General features: G+C 63.4%; 21 protein-coding genes. 13 read left to right on the top strand and 8 right to left on the bottom strand.

From position 1 onward, the window contains the following. Nucleotides 1–40 precede the first annotated feature (40 nt). A complete protein-coding gene (locus tag GGQ99_RS03725) occupies nt 41–652 on the bottom strand; it encodes a pyridoxamine 5'-phosphate oxidase family protein (protein WP_183260754.1) in 612 nt (203 codons plus the stop codon). A gap of 60 nt (nt 653–712) precedes the next feature. Then, on the bottom strand, nt 713–1,066 hold the full coding sequence (locus GGQ99_RS03720) for a gamma-butyrobetaine hydroxylase family protein (RefSeq protein WP_183260752.1): 354 nt from the start codon (nt 1,064–1,066) through the stop codon (nt 713–715). A gap of 207 nt (nt 1,067–1,273) precedes the next feature. Here GGQ99_RS03720 and moaA point away from each other — a divergent pair, with 207 nt between their 5' ends. The 10 genes from moaA (at nt 1,274) to GGQ99_RS03670 (ending at nt 9,231) form a co-directional block, all read left to right on the top strand. Continuing rightward, complete coding sequence (moaA, locus tag GGQ99_RS03715; RefSeq protein ID WP_183260750.1) at nt 1,274–2,269, top strand: GTP 3',8-cyclase MoaA; 996 nt, start codon at nt 1,274–1,276, stop codon at nt 2,267–2,269. A gap of 52 nt (nt 2,270–2,321) precedes the next feature. Then, the gene (locus GGQ99_RS03710) at nt 2,322–2,792 is read left to right on the top strand and encodes a hypothetical protein (protein WP_183260748.1); all 471 of its coding nucleotides are present in this window, start codon (nt 2,322–2,324) and stop codon (nt 2,790–2,792) included. 91 nt (nt 2,793–2,883) lie between these two features. After that, entirely contained in the window at nt 2,884–3,804 is a 921-nt protein-coding gene (locus GGQ99_RS03705; protein ID WP_183260746.1) for an EamA family transporter, read from the top strand. 4 nt (nt 3,805–3,808) lie between these two features. Beyond that, a complete protein-coding gene (gene mobA / locus GGQ99_RS03700) occupies nt 3,809–4,426 on the top strand; it encodes a molybdenum cofactor guanylyltransferase MobA (RefSeq protein WP_183260745.1) in 618 nt (205 codons plus the stop codon). Then, on the top strand, nt 4,426–4,938 hold the full coding sequence (mobB, locus tag GGQ99_RS03695; RefSeq protein ID WP_183260743.1) for a molybdopterin-guanine dinucleotide biosynthesis protein B: 513 nt from the start codon (nt 4,426–4,428) through the stop codon (nt 4,936–4,938). The genes mobA and mobB overlap by 1 nt, the downstream gene beginning before the upstream one ends. Nucleotides 4,939–5,099: 161 nt before the next feature. Next, complete coding sequence (locus GGQ99_RS03690; RefSeq protein ID WP_183260741.1) at nt 5,100–5,879, top strand: ABC transporter substrate-binding protein; 780 nt, start codon at nt 5,100–5,102, stop codon at nt 5,877–5,879. Nucleotides 5,880–6,006: 127 nt separating this feature from the next. After that, the gene (locus GGQ99_RS03685) at nt 6,007–6,720 is read left to right on the top strand and encodes an ABC transporter permease (RefSeq protein ID WP_108607902.1); all 714 of its coding nucleotides are present in this window, start codon (nt 6,007–6,009) and stop codon (nt 6,718–6,720) included. Then, nucleotides 6,717–7,547: an ABC transporter permease gene (locus GGQ99_RS03680; RefSeq protein ID WP_183260739.1), complete on the top strand. Its 831-nt coding sequence runs from the start codon at nt 6,717–6,719 to the stop codon at nt 7,545–7,547. The genes GGQ99_RS03685 and GGQ99_RS03680 overlap by 4 nt, the downstream gene beginning before the upstream one ends. Nucleotides 7,548–7,650: 103 nt before the next feature. Further along, a complete protein-coding gene (locus tag GGQ99_RS03675; RefSeq protein ID WP_183260737.1) occupies nt 7,651–8,520 on the top strand; it encodes an NAD(P)-dependent oxidoreductase in 870 nt (289 codons plus the stop codon). A gap of 9 nt (nt 8,521–8,529) precedes the next feature. Beyond that, nucleotides 8,530–9,231, top strand: a complete 702-nt coding sequence (locus tag GGQ99_RS03670) for a DNA alkylation repair protein (protein ID WP_183260735.1) — start codon at nt 8,530–8,532, stop codon at nt 9,229–9,231. Here the strand turns inward: GGQ99_RS03670 and GGQ99_RS03665 are convergent, their stop codons facing one another. The 4 genes from GGQ99_RS03665 to GGQ99_RS03650 form a co-directional block, all read right to left on the bottom strand. Continuing rightward, the gene (locus GGQ99_RS03665) at nt 9,232–9,723 is read right to left on the bottom strand and encodes an Lrp/AsnC family transcriptional regulator (RefSeq protein ID WP_108607898.1); all 492 of its coding nucleotides are present in this window, start codon (nt 9,721–9,723) and stop codon (nt 9,232–9,234) included. Between the two features lie 99 nt (nt 9,724–9,822). Next, entirely contained in the window at nt 9,823–10,449 is a 627-nt protein-coding gene (locus GGQ99_RS03660; RefSeq protein ID WP_183260731.1) for a uracil-DNA glycosylase family protein, read from the bottom strand. A 2-nt stretch (nt 10,450–10,451) separates the two neighbouring features. Then, nucleotides 10,452–11,063, bottom strand: coding sequence for a glutathione S-transferase N-terminal domain-containing protein (locus tag GGQ99_RS03655; protein ID WP_183260729.1), 612 nt, complete (start codon nt 11,061–11,063; stop codon nt 10,452–10,454). Between the two features lie 47 nt (nt 11,064–11,110). After that, nucleotides 11,111–11,728, bottom strand: coding sequence for a thermonuclease family protein (locus GGQ99_RS03650; RefSeq protein ID WP_183260727.1), 618 nt, complete (start codon nt 11,726–11,728; stop codon nt 11,111–11,113). Nucleotides 11,729–11,804: 76 nt separating this feature from the next. Here GGQ99_RS03650 and GGQ99_RS03645 point away from each other — a divergent pair, with 76 nt between their 5' ends. Beyond that, nucleotides 11,805–13,325: a sensor histidine kinase gene (locus GGQ99_RS03645; RefSeq protein WP_183260725.1), complete on the top strand. Its 1,521-nt coding sequence runs from the start codon at nt 11,805–11,807 to the stop codon at nt 13,323–13,325. On the opposite strand, the gene GGQ99_RS03640 is transcribed toward GGQ99_RS03645, so the two are convergent. Continuing rightward, entirely contained in the window at nt 13,326–14,321 is a 996-nt protein-coding gene (locus GGQ99_RS03640) for a nicotinate-nucleotide--dimethylbenzimidazole phosphoribosyltransferase (RefSeq protein ID WP_183260722.1), read from the bottom strand. It abuts the gene before it with no gap. A 227-nt stretch (nt 14,322–14,548) separates the two neighbouring features. Between GGQ99_RS03640 and GGQ99_RS03635 the strand changes: the two genes are divergently transcribed. Both GGQ99_RS03635 and GGQ99_RS03630 read left to right on the top strand, forming a co-directional pair. Next, the gene (locus GGQ99_RS03635; protein ID WP_108607894.1) at nt 14,549–14,779 is read left to right on the top strand and encodes a DUF1289 domain-containing protein; all 231 of its coding nucleotides are present in this window, start codon (nt 14,549–14,551) and stop codon (nt 14,777–14,779) included. A gap of 15 nt (nt 14,780–14,794) precedes the next feature. Beyond that, nucleotides 14,795–15,496, top strand: coding sequence for a TIGR02281 family clan AA aspartic protease (locus tag GGQ99_RS03630; protein WP_108607893.1), 702 nt, complete (start codon nt 14,795–14,797; stop codon nt 15,494–15,496). Between the two features lie 11 nt (nt 15,497–15,507). Here the strand turns inward: GGQ99_RS03630 and dusA are convergent, their stop codons facing one another. Further along, the gene (gene dusA, locus GGQ99_RS03625; protein WP_183260721.1) at nt 15,508–16,512 is read right to left on the bottom strand and encodes a tRNA dihydrouridine(20/20a) synthase DusA; all 1,005 of its coding nucleotides are present in this window, start codon (nt 16,510–16,512) and stop codon (nt 15,508–15,510) included. Nucleotides 16,513–16,907 lie beyond the last annotated feature (395 nt).

Below are 16,907 nucleotides of genomic sequence, written 5' to 3'. Positions count from 1 at the left end.
GTGTTGAGCCGCCGGGCTGTCGCCCTCGAGCCGACAGGCCCTACCACATCGACGTCTTCGCACGCTCCGGCCATTCGCGATCATATGTTTCACCGTCGATGCTGGCCCGGCTGGTCACGGCGAGGATCTGTCCAGGCGTCGGCAGCGACTTCGCGTCGACATGCCGTTCCGGGTTCCACAAATCGGACCGGACGATCGCTCGCGCGCACTGGAAATAGACGGCATCGACCTCGATCACCGTCACCGAACGCGCCGGCTTGCCTTCGACGGTGAAGGACGCACACAGCTCGGCATCGATGCTGATGCGGGCACGGCCGTTGACGCGCAGCGTCGTACCCGAGCCCGGCACCAGAAACAGCAGCGCCACGCGCGGGTCGCGGATGATGTTCTTCAGCGAATCCGCACGGTTGTTGCCGCGCCGGTCAGGCATCATCAGCGTGCGTGGGTCGTGGATGCGCACGAAGCCGGCAAGATCGCCGCGCGGCGAGCAATCGAGCCCCTCCGGTCCGCTGGTCGCCAGGGAGACGAAGGGCGAGGCCTCGATGAAGGCGGCATATTCGGGGATGATGTGGTCGAGTTCCTTGACCAGCGACGTTTCGCCGGGAAGCCCGTACAGCGCTTCAAGTTGCTCAATCGTCGAGATCACCGACATAGCCCTGCCTTTCGTTTCCGCTCCTCTTAGCCGGCCAATGTGAACGGCCGGCGACAGGTTCTATCGCTCGCGGCTCATGCCCTTCTGGGCCAGTTCGTCGAGATATTCCTGCCAGTGCTTGTCCTTCTCATGGCTAAGCGTGTGCAGGTAGTTCCAGGTGAAGATGCCGGTGTCGTGGAAATCGTCAAAGGTGATGCGCACCGCGTAGTTGCCCACCGGTTCGATCTTGAGGATGGTGATATCCTTCTTGCCGGGCACGGTCACGCGCTGCTCCGGCGAGTGCCCCTGCACCTCAGCTGAGGGCGAAAGCACCCGCAGCAACTCGGCGGACAGTTCGGACGGACGATGATCCGGGAAGGTCACCGTCAACAGCTTGCGGTCCTTGGAGACCCTCAATTCTTTCGGTGCCGTCATGATCCATCCTGCCAATTTGAACTGCCCTTCACTACTGCGCTTCGAACGCCGCGAAAAGCACTAACACCATGCAAGCTCGACGAGGAACGCGACGCCACCCCAGGGAAAGAAACTTTCATCTTGATTGACAGCCGCATGCGTACAACATAGCCGTAATATGCAGGCGCCACAGAAGACGCCACAGAACTGGGAACGGAAGCGCAGCGCATGGACATGATCGATCCTTTCGGTCGCTCGATCAGCTACCTCCGCGTGTCGGTTACGGACCGCTGCGACTTCCGTTGCACCTATTGCATGGCCGAAGACATGGCCTTCCTGCCCAAGAAGGATCTGCTGTCGCTCGAAGAGATCGACAGGCTGTGCACCGTATTCATCGAAAAGGGCGTCAAGAAGCTGCGCCTGACCGGCGGCGAACCGCTGGTGCGCAAGAACATCATGTATCTCGTCCGCCAGCTGTCGCGTCACCTCGACAGCGGTGCGCTCGAAGAGTTGACGCTGACCACCAACGGCTCGCAACTGTCACGCTTCGCCCGGGAACTCGCCGATTGCGGCGTCAAGCGCATCAATGTTTCGCTGGACACGCTCGACGCCGACAAGTTCCATGCCATCACGCGCTGGGGCAACCTCGCCAAGGTGATGGAAGGCATCGACGCTGCCCAGGCCGCCGGCCTGCACATCAAGCTCAATGCCGTGGCGCTCAAGGGCTTCAACGATCTCGAAATCCCCGAGATGCTGCGCTGGGCCAACGGCCGCGGCATGGATCTGACCGTCATCGAGACCATGCCGATGGGCGAGATCGATGGCGACCGCACCGACCAGTACCTGCCGCTGTCGTTGCTCCGGGCCAATCTCGAGCGCCAGTTCACGCTGACCGACATCCCGTTCAAGACCGGCGGCCCGGCACGCTATGTCCAGGTCGCCGAGACCGGCGGCCGGCTCGGCTTCATCACGCCGATGACGCATAATTTCTGCGAGAGCTGCAACCGGGTCAGGCTGACCTGCACCGGGACGCTCTATATGTGCCTCGGCCAGAACGACGACGCCGATCTCAGGGCACCGCTGCGCGCATCCGAGGGCAACGAGCTTTTGTCGGACGCCATCGACGAGGCAATCGGACGCAAGCCCAAGGGCCACGACTTCGTCATCGATCGCCGCACCAACCGGCCGTCCGTCTCGCGCCATATGAGCGTGACCGGCGGCTGAGCGGAGCGGCATCCATCGCAGAGGCAAGGCAGCTCGAAGGGGTACTGGTGGCATGGCTTACCGGCTCGCAGCGGCGCTGTCCGCGATCTTGCTCGCAATTTCGTCCGCACCACCCGCAATGGCCAAGCCTTTCATCTACACCAACGCCCGCTTCGGCACGTCGGTGACGTTCCCGCTCGATGTCTTCACCGATCGCGCCGGGGAGCCGGCCAACGGCGACGGCATGACCTTCGTGGCCCCGGATGGCGCGAGCCTTGCCGTCTATGGCTCAAACAATGCCCTCGACCAGACACCGGAGCAGTTGGCCGATTTCAGCTCCGAAGGGATGGAGGTCACCTACCGCAAGGTCGGCAAGGACTGGGTCGCGCTCTCCGGGCACGACGGAACGGATATCTTCTACCATCGCCTGGAGTTTGGCCGCGACGGCGTCATCCATGCATTCATGCTCAAGTACCCCGCCGCCGCCAAGTCGAAATACGACCCGCTCGTCCGTGCGATCGCCGACAGCCTCGTCGGGCCGTGACGACGTAGCGGCCGCTGGTCCATGCGTTTGCCATTGCTGTTTCGCGCACCAATGCTAAAGCCGTAGGCAACAGCAGCAATGGAAAGCCCAAGTGCCACTTTCCTCGAATATCCGCGGCTCCATGTTCATGGTGGTCGCAATGGCCGCCTTCACCTTCAACGACACGCTGAGCAAGCTCGCCGCCGAGACGATCAATCCGGGTCAGCTCATGCTCGTGCGCGGGCTGTTCGCCACGACGCTGATCAGCCTGCTGGCCTGGCAGCAGGGTGCGCTGAGGGGAGCGGGCCAGTTTTGGCATCCGATGGTGTTCTTGCGCCTTGTCGGCGAGGTCGGCGGCACCATCTGCTTCCTTGCAGCCCTGCCGCATCTGCCGCTGGCCAACATCTCGGCCGTGCTCCAGGCGCTACCACTGGCTGTCACCATGGGAGCGGCATTGTTTCTCGGCGAAGGCGTGGGCTGGCGCCGCTGGCTGGCCATCATCGCCGGTTTCGGCGGCGTGCTGATCATCGTGCGACCGGGCTTCGACGGCTTCAACGCCTTTTCGCTGCTGGCGCTGCTTTCGGTCGCCTTCTGCGCGGTGCGCGACCTGGCGACGCGCAAGATTCCCGATCACGTCCCCTCCCTGTTCGTCTCGACGGTCACCACCATTGTCATCACCGTCACCGGGGCGCTGACGATCGTGCCCTTCGGCGGCTGGGTGCCGATGACGTTCGAGCTCGTCCTCTTTCTCGCCGGCGCCGCAGTCCTGGTCCTGTTCGGCTACCAGTTCGTGATCATGGCCATGCGCGAAGGCGAGATCTCCTTCATCGCGCCGTTCCGCTACACCGCGCTGATCTGGGCGATCACGCTCAGCGTCGTGGTCTTCGGCGACATCCCCGATCTCGCGATGATGGCGGGAGCGGCCGTCATCGTCGCCTCGGGCCTTTATTCACTCTACCGCGAGCGCGTCGTCGGCCACAGCCGGCCGGCCGCCGAGAGCACCAGCGCCTCCATGGCGCCCGACGGGATCTAACAGCATGGCAGGGCAGATCGCAGGCCTCATCCTCGCCGGCGGCCGTTCGAGCCGGATGGGCGGCACCGACAAGACACTGCTGCCGCTCGGCGGACGTCCGATGATCGGCCATGTGCTCGATCGTCTTCGGCCCCAGGCTTCTCCGGTCGCCATCAACACGAACGCCGACCCCACGCTTTTCACCAGCTTCGGCGTGGAAATCATCGCCGACACGATCGCCGGCTATCAGGGCCCCTTGGCGGGAATTCTCGCAGGGATGGAATGGGCAGCGCAGAAGCCCGGCAGCAGCCACGTCCTCAGCGTGGCCGGCGATACACCGTTTTTTCCAGCCGATCTTGCCAAGCAATTGGCATCCGGCGGAAGCCGAGGTGCTGTGGCCGCCTCGAATGGGCGTGTACACCCCACTTTCGCGCTGTGGCCACTGTCGCTGCGCGATGCGCTTGCGGCGTTTCTGGAAAGTGGCGATACCCGTAGGGTGATGACGTTCATCGAACAGGCAGGCCTGCAAGTGGTGGATTTTCCAAACGAGCAGTTCGGCGCAAGGACCGTCGATCCGTTCTTCAACATCAATACGCCTGAGGACCTCACCGAGGCCGAACGGATTCTGGACGGAGCCAACTGATGGCGCATCGCGTATTCGGCATCACCGGATGGAAGAATTCCGGTAAGACGACCTTGACCGAGCGGCTGGTGAGCGAACTGGCCGGGCGCGGCTGGAAGGTTTCGACCATCAAGCACGCGCACCATGATTTCGACATCGACAAGCCCGGGGCCGACAGCTTCCGCCATCGCGAGGCCGGCTCGACGGAGGTCGCCATCGTATCAGGCCGACGCTGGGCCTTGATGCACGAGTTGCGCGGCGAGGACGAGCCCACGCTCGACGAGGTTCTGGCGAGGCTAGGGCCTTGCGACCTGGTGTTGATCGAGGGCTACAAGCGCGAAAACCATCTCAAGATCGAGGCGCGGCGACTAGAGGCGAAGGACCGCTCGCCGCTGACCGCCAAGGACCCCGCGATCGTTGCCATAGCCTCGGATCATCCGGTCGAGGGCGAACAGGTGCCGGTGTTCGGCATCGACGACATCAAGTCGATCGCCGACTTCGTCGAAGCAAGATCGGGCCTTACCAAACACTGACGCAGCGTCATCCGAGATGTTCACAACCGGTGCTGCAACAACCCTTTTTGCCATTGATTTTCAACTGAAAAGAGTGGGAGTATCCGCCCCATCGGCGGAAATTTTCCGCTCAACGGTCGAATGGACAGGAACCGGCCGAAAGCGAAAAAGAGAGGAACACTATGGGTATTTCCATGCGTATCGCCCTGGCAGCATCGGCTGCACTTGCACTGACCGTCGGCATGGCTCAGGCGCAGGAAAAGACGATCAAGATTGCCACCGAAGGCGCATACCCTCCCTACAACAACCTCACCTCGGACGGTAAGCTCGTCGGCTTCGATGTCGACATCGCCAACGCGCTCTGCGACGAGATGAAGGCCAAGTGCGAGATCGTCGCCCAAGAGTGGGACGGCATGATCCCTGCCCTCCAGGCCGGCAAGTTCGACGCCATCATCGCCCAGATGTCGATCACGCCTGAGCGCAAGGAGAAGATCGATTTCTCCAAGAAATACATCAACACGCCTGCCGTGATCGCCGCCGCCAAGGACAGCGACATCAAAGGCGTGACCAAGGAAGACCTCGCCGGCAAGACGATCGGCGTCCAGGGCTCGACCATCCACTACAACTACGCCGAGAAGGTCTTCACCGACAGCGAGATCAAGTCGTACCCGACCGCCGAGGAGTACAAGCTCGACATGGCCAATGGCCGTCTCGATGCGGTCAGCGACGACGCTGTGACCATGGGGAACTGGCTGGAAACGGCTGATGGCGCCTGCTGCAAGATCGTCGGTACGATCCCGAACATGCCTGAAATTCACGGCGATGGCGCCGGCGTCGGCGTCCGCAAGGGCGATACCGCGCTGGCCGACCAGTTCACTGCAGCGATCGCGGCCATTCGCGCCAACGGAAAGTACAAGGAAATCAACGACAAGTACTTCAAGTTCGACGTTTATGGCGATTGAGCCGTCAATGGCTTGAAAACTCAACAGGCGGCGGGACAAGTTCCCGCCGTTTGGCTAACATAACAACAAGCCGCCATCAAAGGCGGCGGCACTCCGGCCACCGGAGGCCAAAGGGGACAGCCGACCGATGCAAAGCGTCTGGGCGCTTCTGAGTTTCGGACCCGACGGGTGGGGTGACGATCTTGCCTATGGCGTGCTCGTCACTGTTTCGCTCGCCCTAGTCACACTGCCGCTCGGGCTTCTGATCGGCTTCCTGGTGGCGCTCGCCAAGCAATCGAGCGAAGCGTCCATGAGGCTGGCCGGCAATATCTACACCACGATCTTCCGCGGCCTGCCGGAACTGCTGACGCTGTTCCTGGTCTTCTATGGCGCCCAGATCGGCATCCAGCAGGTGGTGCGGCTGGTGCGGCCCGAGGCCGTCGTCGAGATCAACAGTTTCGTTGCCGGCATGCTCGCGCTTGGCGTGGTCTTCTCGTCCTACGCCAGCGAGGTTTTCCTCTCCGCCTTTCGCGCCATTCCCCGCGGCCAATACGAGGGCGGCTATTCCGTCGGCTTGTCGTCGCGCCAGACCATGCGGCTGGTGATCCTGCCGCAGCTGGTCCGTATCGCCCTGCCCGGCTTGTCCAATCTCTGGCTCATCCTGCTCAAGGACACGGCGCTCGTCTCGGCGATAGGACTGACCGACATCGTGCGCCAGAGCAGCATCGCCGCCCGCGTCACCAAGCACGCCTTCATGTTCTTCGGCGTCGCCTGCCTCATCTACCTGGCGCTCGCCATCATCTCATCCTTCGGCATCGGCGCCATCGAACGCTGGGTCGGCAAGCGGGAGGCGCAGCGATGAGCGCCTCCAGCGAGACCGCAGTCAAGGTCCAACGCCCGCCGGCGCCGCCGCGCGGCTGGTCGCGCGAACGCATCATGGGCTGGGCCTTTGTCGGCCTTTGGGCCGCGCTAGGCATAAGCCTTGTCACCTATCTGTTCAGCGCATGGAATCCCGAGCTCTTCGCCAAATACGCGCCCTCCTATCTTTCCGGCCTGCGCGTCACGCTGACGCTCGTCGCGGTTTCTATCGTGCTGGGCGCCATCCTGTCGCTGCCGATCTGCTACGCCCGCATGTCGAAGAACCGCGTGCTGAACGCAGTTTCCTACGGCTATGTCTATTTCTTCCGCGGCACGCCGCTGCTCGCGCAGACCTTCCTGATCTATTACGGCTTCGGCTCGTTCCGGCCGCAACTCGAGGCGGTCGGCCTGTGGAGCTTCTTCCGCGAGGCCTGGTATTGCGCCGTCTTCGCCTTCGCGCTCAATACCGCAGCCTACCAGGCTGAAATCCTGCGCGGCGCCATCGAAAGCGTCGGAAAAGGCCAGTGGGAGGCAGCTTCGGCCCTCGGCCTGTCGAAGCTGCAGACGCTCTATAAGATCGTGCTGCCGCAGGCGCTGATTGTTGCTCTGCGGCCTTACGGCAACGAAATCATCCTGATGATCAAGGGCTCTGCCATCGTCGCCATCATCACCGTCTACGATCTGATGGGCGAGACCCGCCGCGCATTTTCGCGCACCTTCGACTTCCAGACCTATCTCTGGGCCGCCCTGCTCTATCTGTCGCTGGTCGAGGCCTTGCGCCATCTGGTGGACTGGATCGAACGGCGCATTACCCGTCACCTGCATCGCTGAGCTGGCGGCCGAAGCTGCTGGCCCAACCACGATCGTCTTGACGAATTCGTCCCATGGCATAGACCACGGGCACCAGAACATTTGCACTTCGAAAGGGTGAGCCATGGCATCGGTCGCGTTCCTTGGTCTTGGAGTTATGGGCTATCCCATGGCGGGCCATCTCAAGAACAAGGGCGGGCATGACGTCACCGTCTACAACCGCACGCTGGCGAAGGCCGAGAGGTGGGCCACCCAGCATGGCGGTGCTTTTGCGCCGACGCCGGCCGAAGCAGCCATCGGCAAAGATTTCGTCTTCGCCTGCGTCGGCAATGACGACGACCTGCGCGAGGTCACCATCGGCGCCCAGGGTGCGTTCCAGTCGATGAAGAAGGGCGCCGTGTTCATCGACAACACCACGGCCTCGGCCGAAGTCGCCCGCGAGCTCGATGCCGCAGCCAAGGCCGGCGGCTTCCACTTCCTCGACGCGCCGGTATCCGGCGGCCAGGCCGGAGCCGAAAACGGCATTCTCACCGTCATGGTCGGCGGCGAACAGGACGCATTCGACCGCGCCAGGCCGGTCATCGATTCCTTCGCCCGCATGGTCGGCCTGATGGGGACGGCGGGAGCCGGCCAGTTGACCAAGATGATCAACCAGATCTGTATCGCGGGCCTCGTCCAGGGTCTCGCCGAAGGCATCCATTTCGGCAAGAAGGCCGGCCTCGACATCGAGAAGGTGGTCGATGTCATCTCCAAGGGGGCCGCCGGCTCCTGGCAGATGGAGAACCGCCACAAGACCATGAATGCCGGCAACTACGATTTTGGCTTCGCCGTCGACTGGATGCGCAAGGACCTCGGCATCTGCCTCGAGGAGGCCGACCGCAACGGCGCCAAGCTGCCGGTGACCGCCCTCGTCGACCAGTTCTACAAGGACGTGCAGGGCATGGGTGGCAAGCGCTGGGACACCTCGTCGCTGCTCGCCCGCCTCGAGAAATAGTGCCGCAAGATGGCCCTGTCGCGGGCATCGACCGCCGATGAAGTCGTGGCGCATCTGCGCACGCTCGCTTCGGAGGAGAACCGGGCCGGCATGGCGCGCTTCGGGATTGCCACCGACCGGGCGCTCGGCATTCCGAATGCCGTGCTCAACCCGATCGCAAGGCAGGTGAAGCGCGATCATGTCCGCGCGGCGGCTCTATGGGCCACTGTTATCCGCGAGGCGCGCCTGCTGGCGATCCTGACCGACGAGCCTTCACAGGTGAAGCGGACCCAGATCGACGCCATGGCGGCGGAGTTCGACAGCTGGGAAATCGTCGACCATACCGCCCACCTCGTTTGCGAGGCCAGGCTGGCCCATGAAATCATCCCGGCCTATGCCGCCGATGAGCGCGAATTCGTCCGCCGCACCGCCTTCTCGACCATTGCCACGGCCGCCATGCACCTGAAGAAAGAGCCCGACGACACATTCGTCGCCTGGCTCGGGCTGGTCGAGGCGCACGCCGGCGACAGCAGGAATTTCGTCAAGAAGGCGGCCAATTGGGCGCTCAGGCAGGTGGGCAAACGCTCGCTCACTCTCCACGCCCCGGCACTGGCAGTGGCGGAAAAACTGGCGGCGTCATCCGCCAAGACGGCGCAATGGATCGGCAAGGACGCAGTACGCGAACTCACCGATCCCAAGACGCTCGAACGATTGAAGGCGAAGACGCGCTGATCAGGCGGCCGACGCGCCGCTTTCCTTGTCGAGCATCATGTAGTCGAGTGGCATTTCGGTCGTATACTTGATCTGCTCCATGGCGAAGGAAGACGACACATCGCGGATCTCGATCTTGGCGATCAGCCGCTTGTAGAACGCGTCATAGGCGGCGATGTCGGGCACGACGACCCGCAGAAGATAATCGACGTCGCCGCTCATGCGGTAAAACTCGATCACTTCGGGGAATTCCTGGATCACTTCCGAGAAGCGGCGCAGCCATTCGTGGCTGTGCGAATTGGTCCGGATCGCCACGAAAACAGTGACGCGCGCATTGATCTTCTCGGGGTCGAGCAGCGCCACGCGCCGCTTGATGACGCCCTCTTCCTCCAGCTTCTGGATGCGGCGCCAGCACGGCGTGGTGGACAGGCCGACTTTCTTGGCGACGTCGGCGACGGCCAGTGTCGCGTCCTCCTGAAGGAGGCGAAGAATTTTCCTGTCGAGGCGGTCCATATGCGGGCTCCGTTAGAAAAGGTTCGCCATAATCCCGTCATTTCCCCCATCATACAAGAAAGGAATTCTCCGCGCACCCTGCATCTTCGGTATTGATTTCTATTTCGACTGACCAAGACGATTTCGGATTTCTGCCTTGAGAAAAGGCAGCAATTCCATTTCGAACCAGGGATTCCGCTTGGCCCAGGCAAAGGTGCGCCAGGATGGATGCGGCAAGGGCAGCAAATGCGGCGATGACGAACGCTCCCAGATGCCTCGCCATCCGGCCACGGTTTCGGTGAGCGTACCGGCACGCGTGGTCCCCAGGTGCCATCGCTGCGCATACTGACCGACAGCCAGAACGAGGTCGACCTGCGGCATCAGCGCCATCAGCGGGGCCCGCCACGCCGGCGCGCACTCCCGCCGCGGCGGCAGGTCGCCGCCCTTGGCATCCTGGCCGGGAAAGCAAAAGCCCATCGGCACGATGGCAAAGGCATTCGGATCGTAGAAGGTCTCGGATGTTACGCCCAGCCATTCCCGCAGCCTGTCGCCGGAAGCGTCGGTGAAGGGTGCGCCGCTCAGGTGCACCTTGGTGCCGGGCGCCTGGCCGGCGATGAGTATCCGTGCCGTGGAAGACGGCATCACCACCGGCCTCGGCTCGTGCGGCATGGGCTTGCCCACGGGGCGCTCGACGCAGATGCGGCAGGCCTTGATCTCGGTGACGAGACGGTCGAGTTCCAGCGACATGATCAGGCGCCGGCGCTCGGCCGCGCTGCGAGTGCCCGATACCAGCGCCAGACGTTGGCGAGCTCATCCGGGATAACGATCCGTGCAGGCTTCATGAAATCGATGGCGATCAGTCCGGTGATATCGGCGATGGAATAGGCGTCGCCGGCAGCGAATTCGCGCCCGGCGAGTTCCTTGTCGAGCAGGGCCAGGAACGCAAGCACCTTGGGCTTGTTGGCCTCGCCCCATTCAGGAACCTGCGGCACCTCCCATTCCTTCATCGCCGGATGGATGTGCCGGAACGCAAACCCCACCGCAAGGAACAGGTTGAACTCGATGCGCCGTTGCCACATCTCGACCAGCGCCTTGCCCACCGCGCCGCGGCCGAACAGGGCAGGCTCTGGATTCAGTTCTTCGAAGTAGCGGCAGATCGCGACCGATTCAGTGAGGATGGTGCCGTCGTCGAGTTCGAGCACAGGTAGGCGCTGCAGCGGATTGCGCGAGGAAACATCCTCCTTCTTGTGCCCCATCGCGCCCATGTCGACGCTGACCATGGGCACCTCAATGCCCTTCTCCGCGAGAAACACGCGAACGCGCCTCGGATTCGGCGCGCGCCCTCCATCAAACAGCTTCACCAGCTCTGCCTCCAAGTTGCTGCGCCCCCGCAACTATAGGCCTCAAGTCACGAGAAACGAAAGATTTCACGCAGCCAGTTGAGGATGCGTCCGTAGCTGCCGTGTTCGATCTCGACCATGTCGCCATGCATGCTGCGCCAGTCGCGCGGTCGGTCGAACTCGCCTGCCCAAAGCCCCTTGCGGTCGCGGCGCGCCGCCGCTTCTTCGGCCTCGTAGCCGCCATAGGCGATTGCCCATCCGGCTTCCACCTGGGCGCGATTGAGTTCGATGTTGCCGACGCTGCACGCCCCCAGCAGCCGTCCGTACTTATCCCGCTCCCAGCCGGCGCAGGTCACCTGGCGCCCTGCGACGAGTTTCGACAGTGCTTCGCGCGAGCGTCGGCCGCACGGATATTCGCCGCCATCCTTGCTGCAGATCTGCGAGAATTCCGGCGCATCGATGCCGCGCAGGCGGATGCGTTCGCTACCAAGCGTGATCGAATCGCCATCATTGATGACCGCGGCGCCCTGGGTCGTGCGCGTTTCGAACCGATCGATCCGCGCCGAGACAAGAAGCAGAAGTCCCATCACCAAGGCTGCGAGCGCATAGTCGGCGAGCTTGCGCCAGCGGCTGCGCGGACGCCTGAAATACCGCTGCCGCGGCCTGCCCGACCACGAACGGCTCATATGGCAAACAATCCCTTAATCATTCGGACGTAGCGTGCGGGTGTAATCTAGGCGCGCGCGAAAATCGAAATATCACATGCCGTTGCAACGCTCTAACACGGCGGACAAGATCATTGTGGACCGCAGGAAACGCCATCGCAACAGCGATGTCGCGCGTGCTGTGCGCAAGACACGCGATCGCCTGTCACAGCAGCCCGGCGGGCTGGTCTTCGACCGCGAACTCCTGAAGCTCCACGCCAATTCGATCGTCGCCAATTCTGCCACGCTTCCGCTGCTGGTTGTCGTTTTTACCGGCTGCGGAATGATGATTGGCGCCGATTCCGGCATCCTGACATGGGCTCTGGTTGCCGTCCTCGGCTACATCAGTCTGGCCATTCTTGCCCGCCGTGCCGATGAGGCGACAGCAGCCGCGATGACCCCGGCGGCGATCCGCCGTAATTTCCTCGTCGGCCATTTTGTCACCGGCCTGGCCTGGGCCTATCTGGCGGCGATATCGTGCGCTGCCTGCGACCCCAACCTGCTCGCGATCGTCAAGGGCGTCTTCCTGCTTGTCGCCATGGCCGTGACCGCAATCGTTGCGTCGTCGCTGCGCGGCGCACTGGCAGTGACGTTCGTCGTACCTGTCGCGGCCTATGCCGCCTTCGGTGTCAAGCTGACCGAGCCGCTCGGCGCGATCATGGCGGTACTACTGGTCGCTGCCCTGCCCTTCTTTTCCTATGTCGCCAAGATCATGAACCGGTCGGCGCTGATGCTGATGTCGTTCCGCTCGGAAATGGACGCGCTCATCGCCGAACTGGAGACGGCAAAGGCGATGTCCGACGAGGCGCGCCGCCGTGCCGAAGACGCCAACCTTGCCAAGTCGCGCTTTCTCGCCACGATGAGCCACGAACTGCGCACGCCGCTCAACGCCATCCTCGGCTTTTCCGAGGTCATGGCCGGCGAGGTCCTGGGCCCGATCAACAGCCCGACCTATCGCGAATACTCCCGCGACATCCACGATTCCGGCCAGCACCTGCTCGATCTCATCAACGAGATCCTCGACCTGTCGCGCATCGAGGCCGGCCGCTACCAGCTCAACGAAGAACCCCAGCAGTTGCTCTCGATCGTCGAGGACTGCTGCCACATGATGGAACTCAAGGCGCGCAACAAGGATTTGCGGATCATCGAGCAATTCGAGCCCGCGCTGCCGCGCCTGCTCGGCGACGAGCGCGCCATCCGCCAGATCACGCTCAACCTCCTGTCCAATGCCATCAAGTTCTCGCCTACAGGCAGCGATATCCGCGTGCGGGTGGGCTGGACCGCCGGCGGCGGTCAATACATCTCCGTCAAGGACAACGGCCCAGGCATTCCGGCCGAGGAGATCCCGGTCGTGCTGTCGGCATTCGGCCAGGGCTCGATCGCCATCAAGAGCGCGGAACAGGGCACCGGCCTCGGCCTGCCGATCGTGCAGGGACTGCTCGCGCTCCATGGCGGCGAGTTCGATCTGCGTTCGAAGCTGCGCGAGGGCACCGAGGCGATCGCCATCTTCCCGGCAGCGCGGGTGATCGACGGTCTGCCCACCACGTTGCAGCCGCGCAGTGCTTCCGGTAGCCGCTAGCTATTTGACGGCCGCAGCCATACCGGAGCTGATCTGTGCTGCCGTCTTGACCAGACCGGCGGCAAGGCCCGCCCCCACCGCCTCGCCATGATCGATGTCCAGGCCAAGCAATGGCCTCGCGCCTAGCTTTGCCAGCAGGCGGGCATGGCCCGGCTCGGTCGAGACATGCGAGAACATGCAATGGTCGAGTGCCGCGGGATTGACGGCGTAGAGCACGGCAGCCGCGGCCGACGTTGCGAAGCCGTCGAGCAGCACCGGTATTTTCTCCATGCGTGCGGCAAGGATTGCGCCCGCGATCGCGGCAAACTCACGCCCGCCGAGGCGGCGCAGCACCTCAAGCGGGTCCTTGAGATGATCGGAATGCAGAGCCAGCGCGCGATCGACCAATGCGGCCTTGCGTGCCTGCATCGCGGCATCGGCACCGGAGCCAGGTCCAACCCAGTCGGCGCCCTTGCCACCAAACAGCGCCGCCGAAAGTGCGGCCGCGACCGTCGTGTTGGCGACACCCAGATCGCCGATGCAGAACAGGTCGGTGCCGCCGGCGATCGCCTCCATGCCGAACGCCATGGTGGCAGCGCAACCGCGTTCGTCGAGCGCCGGCTCGACGGTGATGTCTGCCGTCGGCAGGTGCAGCGCCAGGTCGAACACCTTGAGCCCGAGATCATGGGCGACGCAGATCTGGTTGATCGCCGCCCCGCCGGCAGCGCAGAGCTCGACGCGCTGGGCCGTCGCTTCCATGGGCCGTGGCGAAACGCCCTGGGCAACCACGCCATGGTTGCCGGCAAAGATGGCAACAAGGGGCTTGAGCACCGTGGGCGGCGCGCGGCCGGTCCAGCGCGCCAGCCAGGCAGCAATATCCTCGATGCGCCCGAGCGAGCCTTTCGGCTTGTCGGCCTTGGCAAACAGTGCCCACACCTTGCCGGCTTGAGCCACGTCGCCTTCAGGCAGATGGGCAAACAAGTTGCGGAAATCGTCAAATGGGGAAGCGGTGGTCATGATAGCGGGCCTGCCGTTCGAAATGGTCGCCTGCGCAATAGCCCCCTCGCGCAACGAAAACAATCGCGGCATGGCGTCCGGCAGGCCTGCACCATGGACAGGATGCCACCCTGCGCTGGCCTTCGGACTTGCATTCCCTTGGCGGTTGCACCATCTGGTGGCGGCAGCTTGCATGTTGCGGTGGCCTACGGCTCCCGGCATAGTCTGCGCCACTGCCACCGGATTCCATGATGGCCATCGAATCGCCCTGCATCCTCGTCTGCTCCATCGACATGGTCACCGGCTACTGCTTCGGTTGCGGACGCACGCGCGAAGAGATCGGCGCCTGGCTCGACATGACGCCGGAAACGCGCCGCGCCGTGATGGCCGCGCTTCCCGCCCGGCTTGAGACCGTCGAGCGCAAGCCGCGCCGGGAAACCCGTCGCACGCGCATGGCCCGCGAACGCGGCGCCGTCTGAGGATTCGCACAAGACATGAGCCGGCTTTACTGGATTGCCATTGCGGTGCTCGGCGGCGGATTGCTGCTTTTGCTGTTCAACGACTCGTCCGGCCAGACCCTTGGCCTCGACAATGACAGCTTTGGCCAGCTGATCTATCTCGGCGCGCTCGTCATGGTCATCGGTGCCGGCGTCCTGGCTCGGGGAACACGGCTGGGCGATACGCTGAGAAGCCTGGCGCTGTGGGTGGTGATCGTGCTCGTGCTGGTCGCCGGCTATCAGTATCGCTACGAGCTACAGGATATTGCCAGCCGCGTGACGGCTGGCCTGGTGCCGGGCAGCCCGATGTCGGCGCTTGACGGCGACGGCCGCGCGACGGTGACGCTCGACAAGCTGCCGAACGGGCATTTCGGCGCACGCCTGCAGATCAATGGCGCGACCATCCAGGCGATGGTCGACACCGGCGCCACCAGCACCGTGCTCACCGTGGCCGACGCCCGGCGCGCGGGTTTCGATCCCGAGAGCCTGAACTTTTCAGTTCCCGTGTCGACCGCCAACGGCGTCGCCCATGCCGCCCGCATAACCGCCGGCAGCATCCAGCTCGGCACGATCGAGCGCAAGAACATGCCCATGCTCGTCGCCGATCAGGGCCTTGAGCAGAGCTTGCTGGGCATGAATTTCATCGGCTCGCTGTCGGGTTTCGACGTGCGCGGCGACCGGATGATCCTCCGCGACTGAGGCCTCACGCGCTACGCCGCCTCGCTTGCGCGATTGAGCTCGACCGCCGCAAACGCTTGTCGCAACACCTCGGGACCAGCACCGGGCCTGGTTGCGTCCGTCGACAGTATCTGGCGGAAGCGCCGTGCGCCGGCAAGGCCGTGGAACAGCCCGACCATATGGCGCGTGACATGGCCGAGCCGACCGCCGGCTGCAATGTGACGAGCGGCATAGTCGGCCATGGTATCGACAAGGGCTGCGAAATCGATGTCTTCGGCGGCCTCGCCGCGCAGCATGGCGTCGACACCAGCCAGAACGCTCGGCGTGTGATAGGCAGCGCGGCCGAGCATGACGCCATCGACATGATCGAGGTGCGTTCGGGTTTCATCGAGTGTCTGAATACCGCCGTTTATGCCTATGAATCGGTGAGGCATTCTGGCCTTGAGCCGATAGACGCGACTGTAGTCGAGCGGCGGGATATCGCGGTTTTCCTTGGGGCTGAGCCCTTCAAGCCAGGCCTTGCGCGCGTGCACCCACAACGCATCCGCACCGGCCTCAAACACACCATCGGCGAGCCTGTCCAGGGCCGGCTCGGGATCCTGGTCGTCGACGCCGATGCGGCATTTCACCGTGACCGGGATCTTGACCGCACCCTTCATCGCCGCGACGCCTTCGGCAACGAGCCCTGGCGTCTTCATCAGGCAGGCGCCAAAGGTACCTGACTGCACCCGGTCGGAGGGGCAACCGACATTGAGGTTGATCTCGTCATAGCCGAACGCTTCGCCGACACGCGCCGCCTCGGCGAGTTTCGCCGGGTCGGAACCGCCAAGTTGAAGGGCTACGGGATGCTCACACTCATCGAAACCCAAAAGCCGTTCGCGCGCGCCGTGGATCACGGCATCGGCCACCACCATCTCGGTGTACAGCAGGGAGTCCTGGGTGATTTGCCGGTGAAAGTAACGGCAGCACCTGTCAGTCCAGTCCATCATGGGGGCAACGGCGACAATCTGCGCACCGTCGGCATAGAGTTTCGTCATGGCTTCTTCGAAATATGGAGCAGCGAACGCCTGGAGATATGACGGCTCCCTAGCACATCAAGGCCGCAAGGCCAAATCGCTCGCCTGACGTGCTCTCCGTCGATTGCGACGGGACATCGCGTGTTGAACCGGCAGTCTTTTTGGTGGTGCGCTTGGGCTAGGCGGGTCGCCTGCGAGAATGATGCGTCGTCGGCTGGCCTTCGATACGGGATCGGGTGAAGGACCCGCGGAAAGCGGCGCCTGGCTATATGGGCGGGGCGGATTCGCCGGTTGCATTCGCGTGTGGAGATGGCCGACCGTAGATCGAAATAGCTAGCGGCATTGTAGCTCTTATATGCGATTGACCTGCATAGAATGAAGGTTAATTTTCAGTCATTCTTGTCGGAATTTAGCCG

It is taken from the genome of Aminobacter niigataensis, assembly GCF_014200015.1.
GTDB classification, from domain to species: Bacteria; Pseudomonadota; Alphaproteobacteria; order Rhizobiales; family Rhizobiaceae; genus Aminobacter; species Aminobacter niigataensis.
The sequence above is the reverse complement of the archived record's forward strand: the minus strand, read 5'-3'. Positions and strand labels throughout refer to the sequence as shown.

Excerpts from the sequence above, each read along its gene's own strand:
- GGQ99_RS03725 (WP_183260754.1), bottom strand. The coding sequence starts at position 652 with ATGTCGGTGATCTCGACGATTGAGCAACTTGAAGCGCTGTACGGGCTT.
- GGQ99_RS03720 (WP_183260752.1), bottom strand. The coding sequence starts at position 1,066 with ATGACGGCACCGAAAGAATTGAGGGTCTCCAAGGACCGCAAGCTGTTG.
- moaA (WP_183260750.1), top strand. The coding sequence starts at position 1,274 with ATGGACATGATCGATCCTTTCGGTCGCTCGATCAGCTACCTCCGCGTG.
- GGQ99_RS03710 (WP_183260748.1), top strand. The coding sequence starts at position 2,322 with ATGGCTTACCGGCTCGCAGCGGCGCTGTCCGCGATCTTGCTCGCAATT.
- mobA (WP_183260745.1), top strand. The coding sequence starts at position 3,809 with ATGGCAGGGCAGATCGCAGGCCTCATCCTCGCCGGCGGCCGTTCGAGC.
- mobB (WP_183260743.1), top strand. The coding sequence starts at position 4,426 with ATGGCGCATCGCGTATTCGGCATCACCGGATGGAAGAATTCCGGTAAG.
- GGQ99_RS03690 (WP_183260741.1), top strand. The coding sequence starts at position 5,100 with ATGGGTATTTCCATGCGTATCGCCCTGGCAGCATCGGCTGCACTTGCA.
- GGQ99_RS03685 (WP_108607902.1), top strand. The coding sequence starts at position 6,007 with ATGCAAAGCGTCTGGGCGCTTCTGAGTTTCGGACCCGACGGGTGGGGT.
- GGQ99_RS03680 (WP_183260739.1), top strand. The coding sequence starts at position 6,717 with ATGAGCGCCTCCAGCGAGACCGCAGTCAAGGTCCAACGCCCGCCGGCG.
- GGQ99_RS03675 (WP_183260737.1), top strand. The coding sequence starts at position 7,651 with ATGGCATCGGTCGCGTTCCTTGGTCTTGGAGTTATGGGCTATCCCATG.
- GGQ99_RS03670 (WP_183260735.1), top strand. The coding sequence starts at position 8,530 with ATGGCCCTGTCGCGGGCATCGACCGCCGATGAAGTCGTGGCGCATCTG.
- GGQ99_RS03665 (WP_108607898.1), bottom strand. The coding sequence starts at position 9,723 with ATGGACCGCCTCGACAGGAAAATTCTTCGCCTCCTTCAGGAGGACGCG.
- GGQ99_RS03660 (WP_183260731.1), bottom strand. The coding sequence starts at position 10,449 with ATGTCGCTGGAACTCGACCGTCTCGTCACCGAGATCAAGGCCTGCCGC.
- GGQ99_RS03650 (WP_183260727.1), bottom strand. The coding sequence starts at position 11,728 with ATGAGCCGTTCGTGGTCGGGCAGGCCGCGGCAGCGGTATTTCAGGCGT.
- GGQ99_RS03645 (WP_183260725.1), top strand. The coding sequence starts at position 11,805 with ATGCCGTTGCAACGCTCTAACACGGCGGACAAGATCATTGTGGACCGC.
- GGQ99_RS03640 (WP_183260722.1), bottom strand. The coding sequence starts at position 14,321 with ATGACCACCGCTTCCCCATTTGACGATTTCCGCAACTTGTTTGCCCAT.
- GGQ99_RS03635 (WP_108607894.1), top strand. The coding sequence starts at position 14,549 with ATGATGGCCATCGAATCGCCCTGCATCCTCGTCTGCTCCATCGACATG.
- GGQ99_RS03630 (WP_108607893.1), top strand. The coding sequence starts at position 14,795 with ATGAGCCGGCTTTACTGGATTGCCATTGCGGTGCTCGGCGGCGGATTG.
- dusA (WP_183260721.1), bottom strand. The coding sequence starts at position 16,512 with ATGACGAAACTCTATGCCGACGGTGCGCAGATTGTCGCCGTTGCCCCC.